Below are 14,413 nucleotides of genomic sequence, written 5' to 3'. Positions count from 1 at the left end.
CTCTCCATGGTGCGCGCAGCGGCGCCGCCCAGCCAGGGACCGGCGATCCCCCGATGAACGATCTCTGCCGCGATCCGCGCTCGCGCCGCAGGCTCGAAGCATGACGAACTCACAGATCCCCACCGTCGCGCTCGGCGAGACCGGCCCCCGCGTCAGCCGCATCGGCCTCGGCGCCATGGGAATGTCGGGCATGTACGGCGCCTCCGACGACCGTGAATCGACCGCGACCGTGCACGCCGCCATCGACGCGGGCATCGATCTGATCGACACCGGCGACTTCTACGGCGCAGGCCACAATGAAACGCTGATCGGCAAGGCCATCGCCGAACGCGCCCGCGAGGACGTGGTGCTCAGCGTGAAGTTCGGCGCGCTGCGCGGGCCGGGCGGGACGTGGGGCGGATTCGACGGGCGCCCGGCCGCGCTCCGCAACTTCCTCACCTACACGCTGACCCGGCTCGGCGTCGACCACATCGACATCTACCGGCCCGCGCGGCTCGATCCCGACGTGCCGATCGAGGACACCGTCGGCGCCATCGCCGAACTCGTCGAGGCGGGATACGTGCGCCATATCGGACTCTCCGAGGTCGGTGCCGACACCTTGCGACGTGCCGCCGCCGTGCATCCGATCGCCGACCTGCAGATCGAGTACTCGCTCATCTCGCGCGGCATCGAGAAGGAAATCCTCCCGATCGCAAGGCGACTCGGCACCGGCATCACCGCCTACGGCGTGCTCTCGCGTGGCCTGCTCAGCGATACCTTCCGAAGCGGTGGGCCATCGGCAGTCGGCGACTTCCGTGCGCACAGCCCGCGGTTCCAGGGCGACAATCTCACCCGGAACCTGCGATTGGTCGAGGCGCTCGCCGATATCGCTGCTACGAAACAGGTTTCGGTCGCGCAGTTGGCGATCGCGTGGGTGCTGAGCCGAGGTGCCGACGTGGTGCCGATCATCGGCGCGCGGAGCCGCACTCGCCTCGACGAGACGCTCGGGGCACTCACGATCTCGCTCACACCGGACGAACTGGCCGTGATCGAAGCGGCGGCGCCCGCCGACGCTGTCGCGGGCGAGCGCTACGCGGCCGAGCAGATGGCCATGCTGGACAGCGAACGCTGATCGAGTCGCCCGTCTCCGCTAACGTTGACAGCAGAAGTCCGCACGGGTGGGTGGTGATGAGAGTGGTGTTCGACCCGCTGGCCGATATCGAACGCGCCCTGGCCGAACAGGCCGGGTGGACGTGGTTCGACGACTACCTGCTGTACACGTGCGGGGTGGCCGATCTGCTGGCGCGCGGTGAGGTCGCGCTGATCCCGCATACGGCGACGCGGGTGCGGATCGAGCCAGGTGAGGTCGGCCTGGCCGAGGGCGCGGTCAACTGGTACACGTGGCGGACGACGGGCGATGGCAGCCGGACTCGTCGTCAGGTTCCCGTCGCCGGTCCGGCCCCGATCGCCGCGGCCGCGCAGTTGGGCAACGCGGTCGCGAACCGGACGCGCCGCACGCAGGCAGCGGCTGCCGCGCAACCGCGCTGGGTGGCTGAGCGGGCCGGGTCGGTGATGATCTCGGACCGGCGGTTGCACCTGACCAACCCCGAACGGTCGTTCTCGCTGTACTGGTCGGCACTCGAGTCCATCGACCTCACCGCGCCGGATCGGATCGGCTGCCGGTTCCCCGACCGGGAAGGCAAGCTGCAGCAGATTCAGGTCCAGAGTCCCTGGGCCGTACTGCTTTTCGTCACGGCCGCGCTGCAACATTTTCCGCATCATCCGCTGTTGAAGACCGGCACCTGGCTGCCCGCTGGTTTCGAGGACAAGTGTCACCTTGCGGGGAAGAAGTGCCCGAAGGTCCGGTAGGCACAGACGACATGACCGTACCGCCGGGCAATCGAAACCCGGCGGTACGCCTCGACTCGAGCTAGCCGATGCGCGTGAACAACCGGCCGGCCAGGTCGACTCCGATCACCGCGCCGTCCTCGTCACGGCTGAAGTACCCACGCTGACCGACGAAAGCTCCTGAGGTGATGATGTATTCGTCACCGGTGCCCGGGAGCAGGCCGAACTCGAACGGCGCGTGGTCGGGCGGGAGTTCCTGGTCGGCCGCGCGCAGCTCCGGCTTGATCCTGACCTCGAGGACCAAACTCGACGGGGTCGCGGTGATGTCGAAGGTCATCGCGTCGATTTCGTAGCGGCCGAGCAGTTCCGCGGCGGACGTGGCGTCGAAGGGCAGCGGCGTCGGGTCCACGTCGTCGATGCCGAGGTAGTGGGCGAGGACCCAGCGGACGATCCGCTGGTTGCAGGCGATGCCATCGGGACCGGCGTTGGCCATCACGACCACCGCGAAGTCGCGTTCGGGGACGAGAAGCAGTTCGGCGAACTGCCCGAAGCCCGAACCGCCGTGGCCGATGGTGCGGACACCGTCGATGTCTCGAACGAACCAGCACAGGCCGATCGCGTCACCGAGCGAACTGGCCCGCAGCTGCACGGTCGGCTCCTGCATGCGGGTGAGCAGGTCGGCCGGCAGCACGTCGCCCTTCCCCAGGTGCACACGCATCCACCGCAACTGATCGGCGACGGTCGTGGCCAGGCCACCGCCGGGATTGTTGGCGCGGTTGCCCTTCCACGGCCGCACGACGCTCACATCGTGATCGGCACCGAGTTCGTGGCCGATCGCGAAGCGGCGGGTGATGACGTCGGAGAGCTGAAAGACGCTGTTGTTCATGCCGACCGGCGCGAGTACGAGGTCATGGACCGCGCTCTCGAAACTCTGTCCGGTGACGGTTTCGATGACCCGGCCGAGGAGGTTGAAACCGGCCTGGCTGTAGGAGGAGCGTTCGCCGGGCTTGCCGATCGGCGGGAGATCGCTCAGTTGGCGGGCGAACTCGGCGAGCGCGTCGTCACCGTCGCCGGTGTCGACGAGAAGGTTCCAGTCCAGGCCTGCGGTGTGGTTGAGCAGGGCCCCGACGGTGACCTCGGTCGATGCCGTGAATTCCGGAACATACTGCTGAACAGGCGCATTCAGGTCGATCCTGCCCTCGGCGACCAGCCGCATCAGCGCGGTCGCGGTCACCGGTTTGGTGATCGAGCCTGCGGCGAACAGGGTGTCGGGGGTGATGGGAAGCGGGTTGTCGATGCCGGTGACGCCGTGCGTCGCGAAGATCTCCTGACCGTCGGCGAAAACGCCGACAGCTAGGCCTGGGATGCCGAATTCGGTGGCGGTAGCGGCGGTGAACTGGGCGAGATCGGACATGATTCTTCTCCTTGCTTGCTGTTTCAGGAAAGGGCGAGGGCGGCGAGGCCGAGGATGGTGCCGCCGAAGACGGTGATGTTGCGCAGCGTCTGCAGCGTCCAGGTCCAGGCCGGGAAGCCGGATTCGGCGGCCGCGAGCAGTGCGGGAACGTCGATGCGGATCAGTTCGGGATCACCCTTGCGGCGGAACGCGGCGCGCACCGAGCTCACGGCGGTGTGATTGCTGTAGACGATGACGCTGTTGGCGAGCAGAACCAGCGTCAACAGCACCCAGTTCAGCGGCCGGGCGACGGCCAGATCGGCGAGGTTGACCCCGGCGAGCGCGATCATGATCGCGGCGACGCTCAACGGCGCGGCGCTCTCATGGCCGCTGGCGTCGAACCGCATGCCGTTCTCGGTGAGCGCGGTGGTACGCACGCCCTGCCGGGCCAGCTCGGACTCGGCGGTGGCCATGGCGGCCGCGCCGTAGCGATTGCGCACGATCGGCATGCTCACGAATGCGGCGGCGATTGCGAGGTCGATGGTGGCGAGGAGGACGTTCATGCTGGTCAATCCCTTCTTGAACTTTGTAAAAGTACAATAGCCCGCGACTTGAACTAAGTGCAAGAAATTTCTTGAACTTTGTGAAAGTGCCAGGTGAGCCCCTATGGTTGGGGCATGCCGCGTGAGACATTGACCCGCGAACAGATCGTCGCCACCGCGATCGAGCTACTCGACGAAGAAGGCCTGGACGGGCTGAACATGCGCAGCCTCGGCAAGCGGCTCGACTCCGCGCCGACCGCGATGTACTGGCATGTGAAGAACAAGGACAACCTGATCCGCCTGGCCGCCGACGAGACCTGGGGCGAAATCGCCCTGCCCGATCCCGGCTCGCCCGACTGGCGCGCGGCCGCCGAACAGCTGGCTCGCGGGTTGTACACAACCATCACCAGCCATCCCTGGCTGGCACAGGCCCAGTCGAGCTACCTGCTCTACGGGCCGAACAAGGCTCGCCACGATGAGGTCTCGCTCACGGTGTACGAGAACGCCGGGTTCGTCGACGACGCGGCCGACCAAGCGATGGGGGCGGTGTTCACGCTGATCCTCGGCAGCGCCGCCGGCGCCGCGGCCGACGTGTCACTGCGGCGGCGGCTCGGGCGCGGAGATCGCGATCCGGCGGTCGAATTGCAGGCCGCGCTCGACGAGGCAAGCGAGATCGCGCAGCCGTACCCGCGGCTGCGGGCGCGGCTCGAGCGTGCCGATATGGATACCCTCACGGCCGTGGCGAGTTTCGAGTTCGGACTCGCGGCTTTGCTCGACGGGCTCGCGGAACGGCTGCCGAGCGGCTAGATCGTGGCAGGTTCCGCACGCCGGATCGCGTTGCGGCGGACTACTTCTGGCGCGCGCGGTATGCGGCGACGGCGTTGCGGTTGCCGCAGGCGGTACTGCAATAGCGGCGGGAACGGTTGCGAGACAGGTCGAGTACCAGTCCCTCGCAGTCGGCATCGGCACAGATCGACAGGCGGCTCATGTCGTCGGCGCGGATGAGATCGATCATCGCCATCGCGGTTTCGACGGCGACGCGGACCGGTAGTGGGGCTTGCGGCGGGACCGCGTGCACGTGGTAGTCGACGTCGCCGTGGCGAACCAGCTGCGGCACCGCGCGGTGCTCGGCGAGGGTCTCGTTCACGAGGGTGACGGCGGCATCGCGGTCGCTGGTGAGCATCGCGCGGAGTGGCGCACGCAAGGCCCGGACAGCGGCCAGTTCCGCGGGGTCGCCGGTGTGCACGCCCGTGTAGACGTGTCGTTCGAAGAACTCGGCGAGCTGGGCCGTTTCGGTCAAGGTGTCGGGATCCTCGGCGGAATTGACCAGTTCGACCGCCGCCAGCAGGGCCGCTTCGGTGTCATGAGCAAAAACCACATTGACATATTACCGCAGTCTGCTTACCGTCATTAGTCATGGTGACTTTGACTCATGACAGCGCGATCCGGATGCGATCCGGGCTGCTCCTCGCGCTGGCGTCGGCCACCTCCTTCGGGCTGTCCGGTCCGCTCGCGCGCGGGCTGATGAACGCGGGGTGGAGCGCGGCGGCCGTCGTCGCCGCACGGGTCATCCTCGCCGGGGTGGTGCTCCTGCCGCTCGCGCTCCCCCAGCTACGAGGCGACTGGAAGCTGTTGCGAGCCAACGTGAGTCTCATCGGCGCGTACGGGCTGGTCGCGGTGGCAGGCACGCAGCTCGCCTACTTCAACGCCGTCGCGCACATGGAAGTCGGCGCCGCGCTGCTGATCGAATACACCGCGCCGATCGCCGTGGTGGGCTGGTTGTGGGTGCGCCACCGGCAGCAGCCGGGCGCGGCCACGATCGGCGGCGCGGTTCTCGGCATCACCGGGCTGCTCCTCGTCCTCGATGTGGCCTCGGGCCTGTCGGCCGATCCGATCGGCATCGCCTGGGCCATGGCCGCGATGGTCGGCGCCGCAGCCTATTTCGTCCTCTCCGCCCAGGGCGGCGACCTCCCCGGCACCGTCCTGGCCTGCGGCGGCCTCCTGATCGGCGGCCTCACCCTGATCCTGGCAGGCCTCGTGGGCATCGTCCCCCTACGCGCCACCACCGAACCCGTCGTCTTCGCCGACTTCACCACCCCCTGGTGGATCCCCATCCTCCTCATCGGCATCGTCACCGCCGCCATCGCCTACGTCACCGGCATCGCCGCCACCCGCCGCCTCGGCTCCCGCCTGGCCTCCTTCGTCGCCCTCACCGAAGTCCTCGCCGCCCTGATCTTCGCCTGGATCCTCCTCGGCGAAGCCCCCCGCCCCATCCAACTACTCGGCGGCACACTGATCCTCATCGGAGTAGTCACCGTCCGCCTCGGCGAACCCGGCGCCCCCGCCCTCGGCGACCCAGAGACACCGGCCGACACCCACACCGACGCCATCTCGCTGACGCGGCCTGAACCCTGATCCGCCGGGCATGACAACACTCATTCCGCCACACTGCCCGACCCGACATGCGGTCCAGCAGCGTCGTGCTGAAATCGACTTGTCGAGCGCTTGCTATCGACTGGGTGGGATGTGGGCGACGAGTGGTTCAGCCAAGCGGGCGAGGTCCTTACATACCGCAGCAGGCTCGCGGTCGACGGTGTCCCACAGTTCGATGCTGACGTGGCCGGTCGGGATGCCGTTCTTCGTGCCGAAAGGTGTGTCGAACCCGAGCTCGCAGTAGCCGTCGTCGACGTCGGCACCAGCGCCACCGAAGGCCTTCGCCACCATGAGCGCGGGCCGATCTCGGATCTTGATCGGTCGCGGCGTCGGGTACCAGCCGTAGTGGCTGTAGTACACCTCATGAAACGGTTCCGCGCCCGCCAAGATCTCGACCGTGTACCCGTCGCCGTGCCATTGACATCTGCCACCGGTGCCGTTCTCCTTCTTCGACGGGTCCAATCCTGCAGCGGCAATGGCAGATTCAGGGATACCGCACGGGTTCCACACGGGCACAGGTACTGCGGTAGTAGTCACACTGGGAGGAGCGGTCGAAGTAGACGGTGGTTCACTCGTCGCGACGGGCAGGCTTTCGGGCAACTCACGGGCAAGATCGGCGAGGATCGCCTCGGCACCCGAGCTCAGGTCGTCACGCATGGTCAGCGACCTCCAGACCGGAGGCGTCGCACCGCCACTCCAATCCATCCCGGATGTGACGACCTCGAGGCTGACGTTACCCAGCACCGCGGTCGCCCAGCTCCGCATCGCGCCGGCTTGATCCTGGTCCCTGATCATCGCGTCGTCGCCGATTCCGTCGAGCCTGCGCGGCGCGCTGAAGTGCTCACGCTCAGCGGCATTCGACGCCATCGGCGGCCTCGTGATGTGAATCTGCGGCAGCAGAACCGGACCCCGGCTCAGCTCGATAGTCACGGTGCGCAGCAGCGGTCCAGCAACAGGCATGACATCACTGGCGGGGACCGGGTCGGCATCGAAGCTCACCGTACAGATCAGCTCGTTCGCGCGGAGCGGCGTTCCGATGTCTGCGGCCTGCAATCGTGCGTCCGGGTCGTCCAGATACCCAGCGAACCGACCTAACGCCTCCCTTACCGCCCCGTCCACCGCCTCGCATGACGAAGGCAACGCCGAATACGACCGGACTTCGGGGACAGCACTTCCCGTCGTACCACCGCCCCCGATCGAGCAACCCGCTGTGAACACCAAGGCGTACAACGCTATTAGGTACGGACGCGAAGGCAGGAACACCCGCAACAACTACCACAGCCGACCTCGGGAAGCACTGCCTCGTGGGCCTACGCGCAAATCCTCGGCGGGCGCGTCGACAGCGTCAGCCTCGTGCCGCACGCGGCCGGGATCACCAGCGGTAGTCGAGGAATTTGCCGTCCAGGGTGATGACGACGCGGTCGCCGTCCGGGTGGGGGCGGCGGGCGATGTCGATGTTGAAGTTGATGGCGCTCATGATGCCGTCGCCGAATTCCTCGTGGATGAGTTCCTTGAGAGCGGGGCCGTAGACCGAGACCGCTTCGACGAGGCGGTAGATGGTCGGGTCGGCCAGTTTTGCCGGGTCGGCGCCGCGGGAGGGCTGGAGGCGCAGGCTTTCGGCGACCGTGTCGTCGAGGGCGAGCAGGGTGCAGACGGCGGCGGCCTGTTCCTCGGTCATCGGGTGCTGGCCGAGCAGGGCCGCTGTGGTCCAGACAAGGGGCGCGCCAATCGATTCCGCGATGCCTGCCCACGTGAGACCCTTGCGGATACGGGCGGCGACGATGAGGTCGGCGGCGGCGGACTTGCTCAGGATCGGTTGCATGCGGGCTCCTAGGTCGGGGTCGCCGCCAGCCTGCCATCTCGAACCACTCCCCGCCATAGTGGAATACCACTATTTACGCGAGGGCAACCTCCGGTGATCGCGCGGCAACCTCGACAGCGAAAACTCCTGAGCCAGAGCAACTACGAAGGGGTTTTCATGTCCTATCTCAAACCGGCGGACTTCGTCGAGAAGATGATCGACGCGGGCGAAGCCAAGGCGTTCATGTCCACCCGCGACACCGTGATCCGCGCCTACATGGCGGGCGCGATCCTCGCCCTCGCCGCCGCCTTCGCGGTGACCATCACCGTGAACACCGGCGAACCACTGCTCGGAGCCGTGCTCTTCCCCGTCGGGTTCTGCATGCTCTACCTGCTCGGATTCGACTTGCTCACCGGCGTTTTCACACTGGTACCGCTCGCCTTGATCGACAAGCGCCGCGGCGTCACCGTGCGCGCGATGCTGCGCAACTGGGGGCTGGTCTTCGTCGGCAACTTCGCCGGGGCGTTCACCGTCGCGGTGATGATGGCCATCATTCTCACCATGGGCTTCTCCGTCGACCCCAGCGCCGTCGGCGAGAAGCTCGGCGAGATCGGCGAATCCCGAACGCTCGGCTACGCCGAACACGGCGGTGCGGGCATGCTCACGCTGTTCATCCGCGCCGTGCTGTGCAACTGGATGGTCTCCACCGGCGTCGTCGCCGCCATGATGTCGACCTCGGTGTCGGGCAAGGTGATCGCGATGTGGATGCCCATCATGCTGTTCTTCTACATGGGCTTCGAACACTCCATCGTCAACATGTTCCTCTTCCCCTCCGGCCTCCTCCTCGGCGGCGACTTCTCCCTCGCCGACTACCTCATCTGGAACGAAATCCCCACCGTCGTAGGCAACCTCGTCGGCGGCCTCACCTTCGTCGGCCTGACCCTCTACGCCACCCACGCCCGCACCGCCCCGTCCCGCCGGCAACCCGGACCCACAGAATCCGTTGTGGCGGAGTGAAGTTCGCCGAGAAGGCGACCACTACCGGTCGCGGTACTCCGCTTCTGCGATCTTCAGCTCCGTACCCGGCATCGCGATCGTCAGGAGGGCGGTGTCCGGATTCCAGGTGGCTGCGACGTCGCCTGCGGGGTAGGGAATTTCGTAGAACAAGCCGCGATTGGGCGCGATTCCGACATGGATCACGTACTCGGTGGCCAGCAGCCCTGGCGTTGTTCGGTGGTACACGCAGTACGACCTGCCAGGGTCCGGGCGGCAGCTGACTATTACCTGGTCCGACATCACGCTGGTGGCGACTTGATAGGCGGTGAACGCCGACGCGAGCACACCGATCACCGCGAGCGCGACGACGACTATCTGAGACTTCACACAGCGACTGTACGCACGAAAACGGCCCCCGCTCTCGAAAGAGCGGGGGCCGACAATCTGTTGCCTACCTATTGCTTAGCGGTAGTCGCTGAAGCCGTAGTCTTCCAGCGGCACTGCTGCGCCGGTGGAGGAGCCGAAGCTGTCCGGGGAGTAGTAGGTGTCGTAGTAGGACGGCACCGCGCACGCAGCGGCACGAGCCGAGTGACTGAAAAGGGAACACGCCGCCAGATCAGGGAACGACGTTGAGGTAGTCAAGGCCCGCCGTGCGGACGGCACGGAAGTGGTGGTCGGCTGTGGCGATGTCGCGAATGTGTAGGCGCTCGGCGACAGCGATCACCGACGCGTCGGCCGCTCCGAGCGGGAAGTCGGCGAACTGCTTCATCAACTCGACGATTCGGGTTGAGTCCGCCGAGTCGAATTCCTCGCGGAAGAGCGCGTCACGCACCGTCTCCATGAACTGAATCTCGGCTTCAGCTCCAGCGTACTTCTGCAGGAGATATGTCACCTCAGCGACGATATAAGGCGTCACGACAAAGTAATCGGTTCTGGATGACAGGAACGCCTTCATCTCGGCGTGCCGTTTGTCCTTGCGGTTCATCACCGCGACAAGCACATTCGCGTCGACGATGAGTGTCACTGTGCATCGAACAGATCGTCGTCCATACGCTCGCTGAGATCTTCCGGACCGTCGAAGGACGGCAGCGCCGCCAAACGATCTGGCGCGTTGTCCTTGACCAGCCGCAACAATGCTTCGCGCGCGGCAGGGGCCGTCTCGGGTCGGAGTTGTTCGACCAGACGGTGCAGCTCCGGGTAGTGATCATAGGCCGCGGTCATGAGTCCAACGATACCGAAGTCGCGTGACCCCGGGACGACGAACGCCCCGCTCCCTAGTAGGAGCGGGGCGTCCATGTTCACGGACTAGCGGTAGTCGCTGAAGCCGTAGTCGTCCAGCGGCACTGCTGCGCCGGTGGAGGAGCCGAAGCTGTCCGGGGAGTAGTAGGTGTCGTCGTAGGACGGCACCGCGTACGCCGCGGCACGGGCTTCTTCGGTCGGCTGCACCTGGATGTTGCGGTAACGGTTGATACCGGTACCGGCCGGGATGAGCTTACCGATGATCACGTTCTCCTTCAGGCCGATCAGCTTGTCGGAGCGGCAGTTGATGGCCGCGTCCGTCAGCACTCGGGTGGTCTCCTGGAAGGATGCCGCCGACAGCCACGAATCGGTGGCCAGCGACGCCTTGGTGATACCCATCAGCACGGGACGGCCCGAAGCCGGCTCGCGGCCTTCGGCCACCACGCGACGGTTCGAGTTCTCGAACTCGGCGCGCTCGGTGAGCGAGCCGGGCAGGAACTCGGTCGCACCCGAATCGATGATCGTCACACGACGCAGCATCTGGCGAACGATGACCTCGATGTGCTTGTCGTGGATCGACACACCCTGCGAGCGGTAGACCTCCTGGACCTCGTGGACCAGGTGGACCTGCACCTGACGGGGACCCATCACGCGCAGCACCTCGTGCGGATCGGCAGCGCCCTCGAGCAGCTGCTGACCCACCTCCACGTGGTCACCGTCGGCCAGCAGACGCTCGGAGCCGTCGTCGTGCTTGAACACCCGCAGACGCTGACGCTTCGAGAGCTTGTCGTAGACGACTTCTTCCGACCCGTCATCAGGGATGATCGTGATCTTGTAGAAGCGGTCGTCGTCCTCGAGACGCACCCGGCCCGAGACCTCCGCGATCGGCGCCTTGCCCTTGGGGACACGGGCCTCGAAGAGCTCCTGAACACGCGGCAGACCACCGGTGATGTCGTCGCCCGCGACACCACCCTGGTGGAAGGTACGCATGGTCAGCTGGGTACCGGGCTCACCGATGGACTGGGCCGCGACGATGCCGACGGCCTCGCCGATATCGACCAGCTTGCCGGTGGCCATCGAACGGCCGTAGCAGGTGGCGCAGACACCGGTGCCGGTGGTGCAGGTCAGCACGGAGCGGACCTTCACCTCGGTGATACCGGCCTCGAGCAGCGCCTCCAGCGCGGGGTCGCCGAGGTCGGCGCCCTTCGCCACGATGACGTTGCCCTTGGCATCCACCGCGTCGGACGCCAGGGTCCGTGCGTAGGTGGAGGTCTCGACGTGCGCGTCACGAATGATCGTGCCGTCGGCCAGCTTCTCCGCGATCGGCACCAGGATGCCGCGCTCGGTGCCACAGTCCTCTTCGCGGACGATGACGTCCTGCGACACGTCGACCAGACGACGGGTCAGGTAACCCGAGTCGGCGGTACGAAGCGCCGTGTCGGCCAGACCCTTACGAGCACCGTGGGTGTTGATGAAGTACTCGAGCACGGTCAGGCCCTCACGGAACGAGGACTTGATCGGGCGCGGGATGAACTCACCCTTCGGGTTCGTCACCAGGCCCTTCATACCCGCGAGGGTACGGGTCTGGGTGAAGTTACCCGTGGCGCCGGAGTCGACGATCGTGATGATCGGGTTGTCCGGCGGGTAGTGGGTACGCAGCGCGGCGCCCACTTCCTCGGTGGCTTCCTGCCAGATCTTGACCAGGGCGTTGTTGCGCTCCTGGTGATCGAGCGCACCACGCTGGTACTTCTTCTCGATCAGGTCCGCCATGGTCTCGTAGCGTTCCATGATCTCGGGCTTCTCCGGCGGAACGAGCACGTCCGACATGGAGACGGTGACACCCGAACGCGTGGCCCAGTAGAAGCCTGCGTCCTTGAGCTTGTCGACGGTCTGCGCGACGACGATCATCGGGTAGCGCTCGGCCAGATCGTTGATGATCGTGGCCTGACGCTTCTTCGGCATCGGCTCGTTGATGAACGCGTAGTCCGCCGGGAGCAGATCGTTGAAGATCACCCGTCCGAGAGTGGTCTCGGCCAGCCACGCTTCGCCGCGCTTCCAGCCGTCCGGGAACAGCTCGCTCTCGACATCACGCGGCGGGCGCTGCTCGGTCAGTCGCACCTTGATGGTGGACCGCACGGTCAGCTCGCCACGATCGACGGCCATCTGTGCCTCGGCGGGCGAGGAGTACACGCCGTACTCCGGCTCGTCCTTGGCGGCGGCCTTGTAGGTGCCGACACCGTTCTCGTCGAGACGGGTCAGGTAGAACAGGCCCGTCACCATGTCCAGACGCGGCATCGCCAGGGGGCGACCCGACGCCGGGGACAGGATGTTGTTCGACGACAGCATCAGGATGCGTGCCTCGGCCTGCGCCTCCGCGGACAGCGGAAGGTGCACGGCCATCTGGTCACCGTCGAAGTCGGCGTTGAACGCCTCACACACGAGCGGGTGCAGCTGAATGGCCTTGCCTTCGACCAGCTGGGGCTCGAAGGCCTGGATGCCGAGGCGGTGCAGGGTGGGCGCGCGGTTCAGCAGCACGGGGTGCTCGGCGATGACCTCTTCGAGGACATCCCACACCTGTGCGCGCTGACGCTCGACCATCCGCTTGGCCGACTTGATGTTCTGCGCGTGGTTCAGATCCACCAGACGCTTCATGACGAACGGCTTGAACAGCTCGAGCGCCATCAGCTTCGGCAGACCACACTGGTGCAGCTTGAGCTGCGGGCCGACGACGATGACCGAACGGCCCGAGTAGTCGACGCGCTTGCCGAGCAGGTTCTGACGGAAACGACCCTGCTTGCCCTTGAGCAGATCGCTCAGCGACTTCAGCGGGCGGTTACCCGGTCCAGTGACCGGACGGCCACGACGGCCGTTGTCGAACAGTGCGTCGACCGACTCCTGCAGCATCCGCTTCTCGTTGTTGACGATGATCTCGGGCGCACCCAGATCGATCAGTCGCTTGAGGCGGTTGTTGCGGTTGATCACGCGGCGGTACAGGTCGTTCAGGTCGGAGGTGGCGAAACGGCCACCGTCGAGCTGAACCATCGGACGCAGCTCCGGCGGGATCACCGGAACAGCGTCGAGCACCATGCCCATCGGCGAGTTGCCGTTGGTCTGGAAGGCCGCGACGACCTTCAGACGCTTGAGCGCGCGCAGCTTCTTCTGACCCTTGCCGGAGCGAATGGTCTCGCGCAGGCTCTCGGCCTCGGCGTTGATGTCGAAGTTCTCCATCAGCTTCTGGATGGACTCCGCACCCATGGCGCCGGTGAAGTACTCGCCGTAGCGGTCGACGAGCTCGCGGTAGAGCACCTCGTCGACGATGAGCTGCTTGACCGACAGCTTGGTGAAGGTCGTCCAGATCTCGTCGAGACGGTCCAGCTCACGCTGCGAGCGGTCGCGCAGCTGACGCATTTCGCGCTCGCCGCCGTCCTTGACCTTGCGACGTACGTCGGACTTGGCGCCCTCGGCTTCCAGCTCGGCCAGGTCGGCTTCGAGCTTCTGCGCGCGGGCCTCGAGGTCGGCGTCGCGCTGATCGGCGACAGCCTTCTTCTCGACCTCCATCTCGGCTTCGAGCGTGGAGAGCTCGTTGTGACGCAGCTCCTCGTCGACACCGACGATGACGTAGGCGGCGAAGTAGATGATCTTCTCGAGATCCTTCGGCGCCAGGTCGAGCAGGTAACCCAAGCGCGACGGAACGCCCTTGAAGTACCAGATATGCGTAACCGGCGCGGCCAGCTCGATGTGGCCCATCCGCTCACGGCGCACCTTGGCGCGAGTCACCTCGACGCCACAGCGCTCACAGATGATGCCCTTGAAGCGGACGCGCTTGTACTTGCCGCAGTAGCACTCCCAGTCCCGGGTGGGACCGAAGATCTTCTCGCAGAAGAGCCCGTCCTTCTCCGGCTTGAGCGTGCGGTAGTTGATGGTCTCCGGCTTCTTCACCTCGCCGAAAGACCACTGGCGGATGTCATCGGCGGAGGCAAGGCCGATCCGGAGTTCATCGAAGAAGTTGACGTCTAGCACGTAACTTCCTTTCCCCTATTCGGGTCGAATTCGAGCAAAAGTTCACTAGTTGTCGAGCGCGGTGCGCGGTGGGGGGGGGGGGGGCGGCCGCCCGCCCCCCCCAGAACCCAGCGGGCCCAACCACGCAAAGAGATGGCTCGGGGGGTAGCCAGTGAGATAATC

At 66.1% G+C, this 14,413-nt stretch carries 14 protein-coding genes; 5 read left to right on the top strand and 9 right to left on the bottom strand.

Annotated features, from left to right (window positions below; all coding sequences use genetic code 11):
• Window positions 1-100: 100 nt before the first annotated feature.
• Both ACFWPX_RS20765 and ACFWPX_RS20760 read left to right on the top strand, forming a co-directional pair.
• Entirely contained in the window at window positions 101-1,111 is a 1,011-nt protein-coding gene (locus ACFWPX_RS20765) for an aldo/keto reductase (RefSeq protein WP_378928751.1), read from the top strand.
• Window positions 1,112-1,167: 56 nt separating this feature from the next.
• Entirely contained in the window at window positions 1,168-1,848 is a 681-nt protein-coding gene (locus tag ACFWPX_RS20760) for a hypothetical protein (RefSeq protein WP_378913253.1), read from the top strand.
• A gap of 61 nt (window positions 1,849-1,909) precedes the next feature.
• Here ACFWPX_RS20760 and ACFWPX_RS20755 read toward each other — a convergent pair whose 3' ends face one another.
• On the bottom strand, window positions 1,910-3,241 hold the full coding sequence (locus ACFWPX_RS20755) for a serine hydrolase domain-containing protein (protein ID WP_378928750.1): 1,332 nt from the start codon (window positions 3,239-3,241) through the stop codon (window positions 1,910-1,912).
• Between the two features lie 23 nt (window positions 3,242-3,264).
• Window positions 3,265-3,783 carry a hypothetical protein gene (locus ACFWPX_RS20750; RefSeq protein ID WP_378928749.1) on the bottom strand — a complete coding sequence of 173 codons (519 nt, stop codon included), beginning with the start codon at window positions 3,781-3,783 and terminating at the stop codon, window positions 3,265-3,267.
• Between the two features lie 114 nt (window positions 3,784-3,897).
• Here ACFWPX_RS20750 and ACFWPX_RS20745 point away from each other — a divergent pair, with 114 nt between their 5' ends.
• Window positions 3,898-4,569, top strand: coding sequence for a TetR/AcrR family transcriptional regulator C-terminal domain-containing protein (locus ACFWPX_RS20745; RefSeq protein WP_378928748.1), 672 nt, complete (start codon window positions 3,898-3,900; stop codon window positions 4,567-4,569).
• 40 nt (window positions 4,570-4,609) lie between these two features.
• Here ACFWPX_RS20745 and ACFWPX_RS20740 read toward each other — a convergent pair whose 3' ends face one another.
• Entirely contained in the window at window positions 4,610-5,140 is a 531-nt protein-coding gene (locus ACFWPX_RS20740; protein ID WP_378928747.1) for a CGNR zinc finger domain-containing protein, read from the bottom strand.
• A 38-nt stretch (window positions 5,141-5,178) separates the two neighbouring features.
• Here ACFWPX_RS20740 and ACFWPX_RS20735 point away from each other — a divergent pair, with 38 nt between their 5' ends.
• On the top strand, window positions 5,179-6,177 hold the full coding sequence (locus tag ACFWPX_RS20735; RefSeq protein ID WP_378928746.1) for a DMT family transporter: 999 nt from the start codon (window positions 5,179-5,181) through the stop codon (window positions 6,175-6,177).
• Window positions 6,178-6,270: 93 nt separating this feature from the next.
• Here the strand turns inward: ACFWPX_RS20735 and ACFWPX_RS20730 are convergent, their stop codons facing one another.
• Window positions 6,271-7,155: a DUF3558 family protein gene (locus ACFWPX_RS20730; RefSeq protein ID WP_378928745.1), complete on the bottom strand. Its 885-nt coding sequence runs from the start codon at window positions 7,153-7,155 to the stop codon at window positions 6,271-6,273.
• A 412-nt stretch (window positions 7,156-7,567) separates the two neighbouring features.
• Window positions 7,568-8,017, bottom strand: a complete 450-nt coding sequence (gene cynS, locus ACFWPX_RS20725) for a cyanase (protein WP_378928744.1) — start codon at window positions 8,015-8,017, stop codon at window positions 7,568-7,570.
• A gap of 156 nt (window positions 8,018-8,173) precedes the next feature.
• On the opposite strand from cynS, the gene ACFWPX_RS20720 reads away from it, so the two are divergent.
• Window positions 8,174-9,013 carry a formate/nitrite transporter family protein gene (locus ACFWPX_RS20720; RefSeq protein ID WP_378928743.1) on the top strand — a complete coding sequence of 280 codons (840 nt, stop codon included), beginning with the start codon at window positions 8,174-8,176 and terminating at the stop codon, window positions 9,011-9,013.
• Window positions 9,014-9,034: 21 nt separating this feature from the next.
• On the opposite strand, the gene ACFWPX_RS20715 is transcribed toward ACFWPX_RS20720, so the two are convergent.
• The 4 genes from ACFWPX_RS20715 to ACFWPX_RS20700 form a co-directional block, all read right to left on the bottom strand.
• Window positions 9,035-9,379, bottom strand: coding sequence for a hypothetical protein (locus ACFWPX_RS20715; RefSeq protein WP_378928742.1), 345 nt, complete (start codon window positions 9,377-9,379; stop codon window positions 9,035-9,037).
• A gap of 229 nt (window positions 9,380-9,608) precedes the next feature.
• Window positions 9,609-10,016, bottom strand: a complete 408-nt coding sequence (locus tag ACFWPX_RS20710) for a type II toxin-antitoxin system VapC family toxin (protein WP_378928740.1) — start codon at window positions 10,014-10,016, stop codon at window positions 9,609-9,611.
• Window positions 10,013-10,213 (bottom strand): hypothetical protein, encoded by a 201-nt coding sequence (locus ACFWPX_RS20705; RefSeq protein WP_378913241.1) that lies wholly within the window; start codon window positions 10,211-10,213, stop codon window positions 10,013-10,015. Before ACFWPX_RS20705 ends, ACFWPX_RS20710 begins: the two co-directional genes overlap by 4 nt.
• Window positions 10,214-10,297: 84 nt before the next feature.
• The gene (locus ACFWPX_RS20700) at window positions 10,298-14,251 is read right to left on the bottom strand and encodes a DNA-directed RNA polymerase subunit beta' (protein ID WP_378913240.1); all 3,954 of its coding nucleotides are present in this window, start codon (window positions 14,249-14,251) and stop codon (window positions 10,298-10,300) included.
• Window positions 14,252-14,413 lie beyond the last annotated feature (162 nt).

The sequence above is a fragment of the Nocardia sp. NPDC058518 genome, assembly GCF_042719655.1.
Classification (GTDB): domain Bacteria; phylum Actinomycetota; class Actinomycetes; order Mycobacteriales; family Mycobacteriaceae; genus Nocardia.
The sequence above is the reverse complement of the archived record's forward strand: the minus strand, read 5'-3'. Positions and strand labels throughout refer to the sequence as shown.

Coding starts and splice junctions, on each gene's coding strand:
- ACFWPX_RS20705 (WP_378913241.1), bottom strand. CDS start 10,213: ATGACCGCGGCCTATGATCACTACCCGGAGCTGCACCGTCTGGTCGAA.
- ACFWPX_RS20765 (WP_378928751.1), top strand. CDS start 101: ATGACGAACTCACAGATCCCCACCGTCGCGCTCGGCGAGACCGGCCCC.
- ACFWPX_RS20750 (WP_378928749.1), bottom strand. CDS start 3,783: ATGAACGTCCTCCTCGCCACCATCGACCTCGCAATCGCCGCCGCATTC.
- ACFWPX_RS20720 (WP_378928743.1), top strand. CDS start 8,174: ATGTCCTATCTCAAACCGGCGGACTTCGTCGAGAAGATGATCGACGCG.
- ACFWPX_RS20730 (WP_378928745.1), bottom strand. CDS start 7,155: ATGCCTGTTGCTGGACCGCTGCTGCGCACCGTGACTATCGAGCTGAGC.
- ACFWPX_RS20755 (WP_378928750.1), bottom strand. CDS start 3,241: ATGTCCGATCTCGCCCAGTTCACCGCCGCTACCGCCACCGAATTCGGC.
- cynS (WP_378928744.1), bottom strand. CDS start 8,017: ATGCAACCGATCCTGAGCAAGTCCGCCGCCGCCGACCTCATCGTCGCC.
- ACFWPX_RS20745 (WP_378928748.1), top strand. CDS start 3,898: ATGCCGCGTGAGACATTGACCCGCGAACAGATCGTCGCCACCGCGATC.
- ACFWPX_RS20735 (WP_378928746.1), top strand. CDS start 5,179: ATGGTGACTTTGACTCATGACAGCGCGATCCGGATGCGATCCGGGCTG.
- ACFWPX_RS20760 (WP_378913253.1), top strand. CDS start 1,168: ATGAGAGTGGTGTTCGACCCGCTGGCCGATATCGAACGCGCCCTGGCC.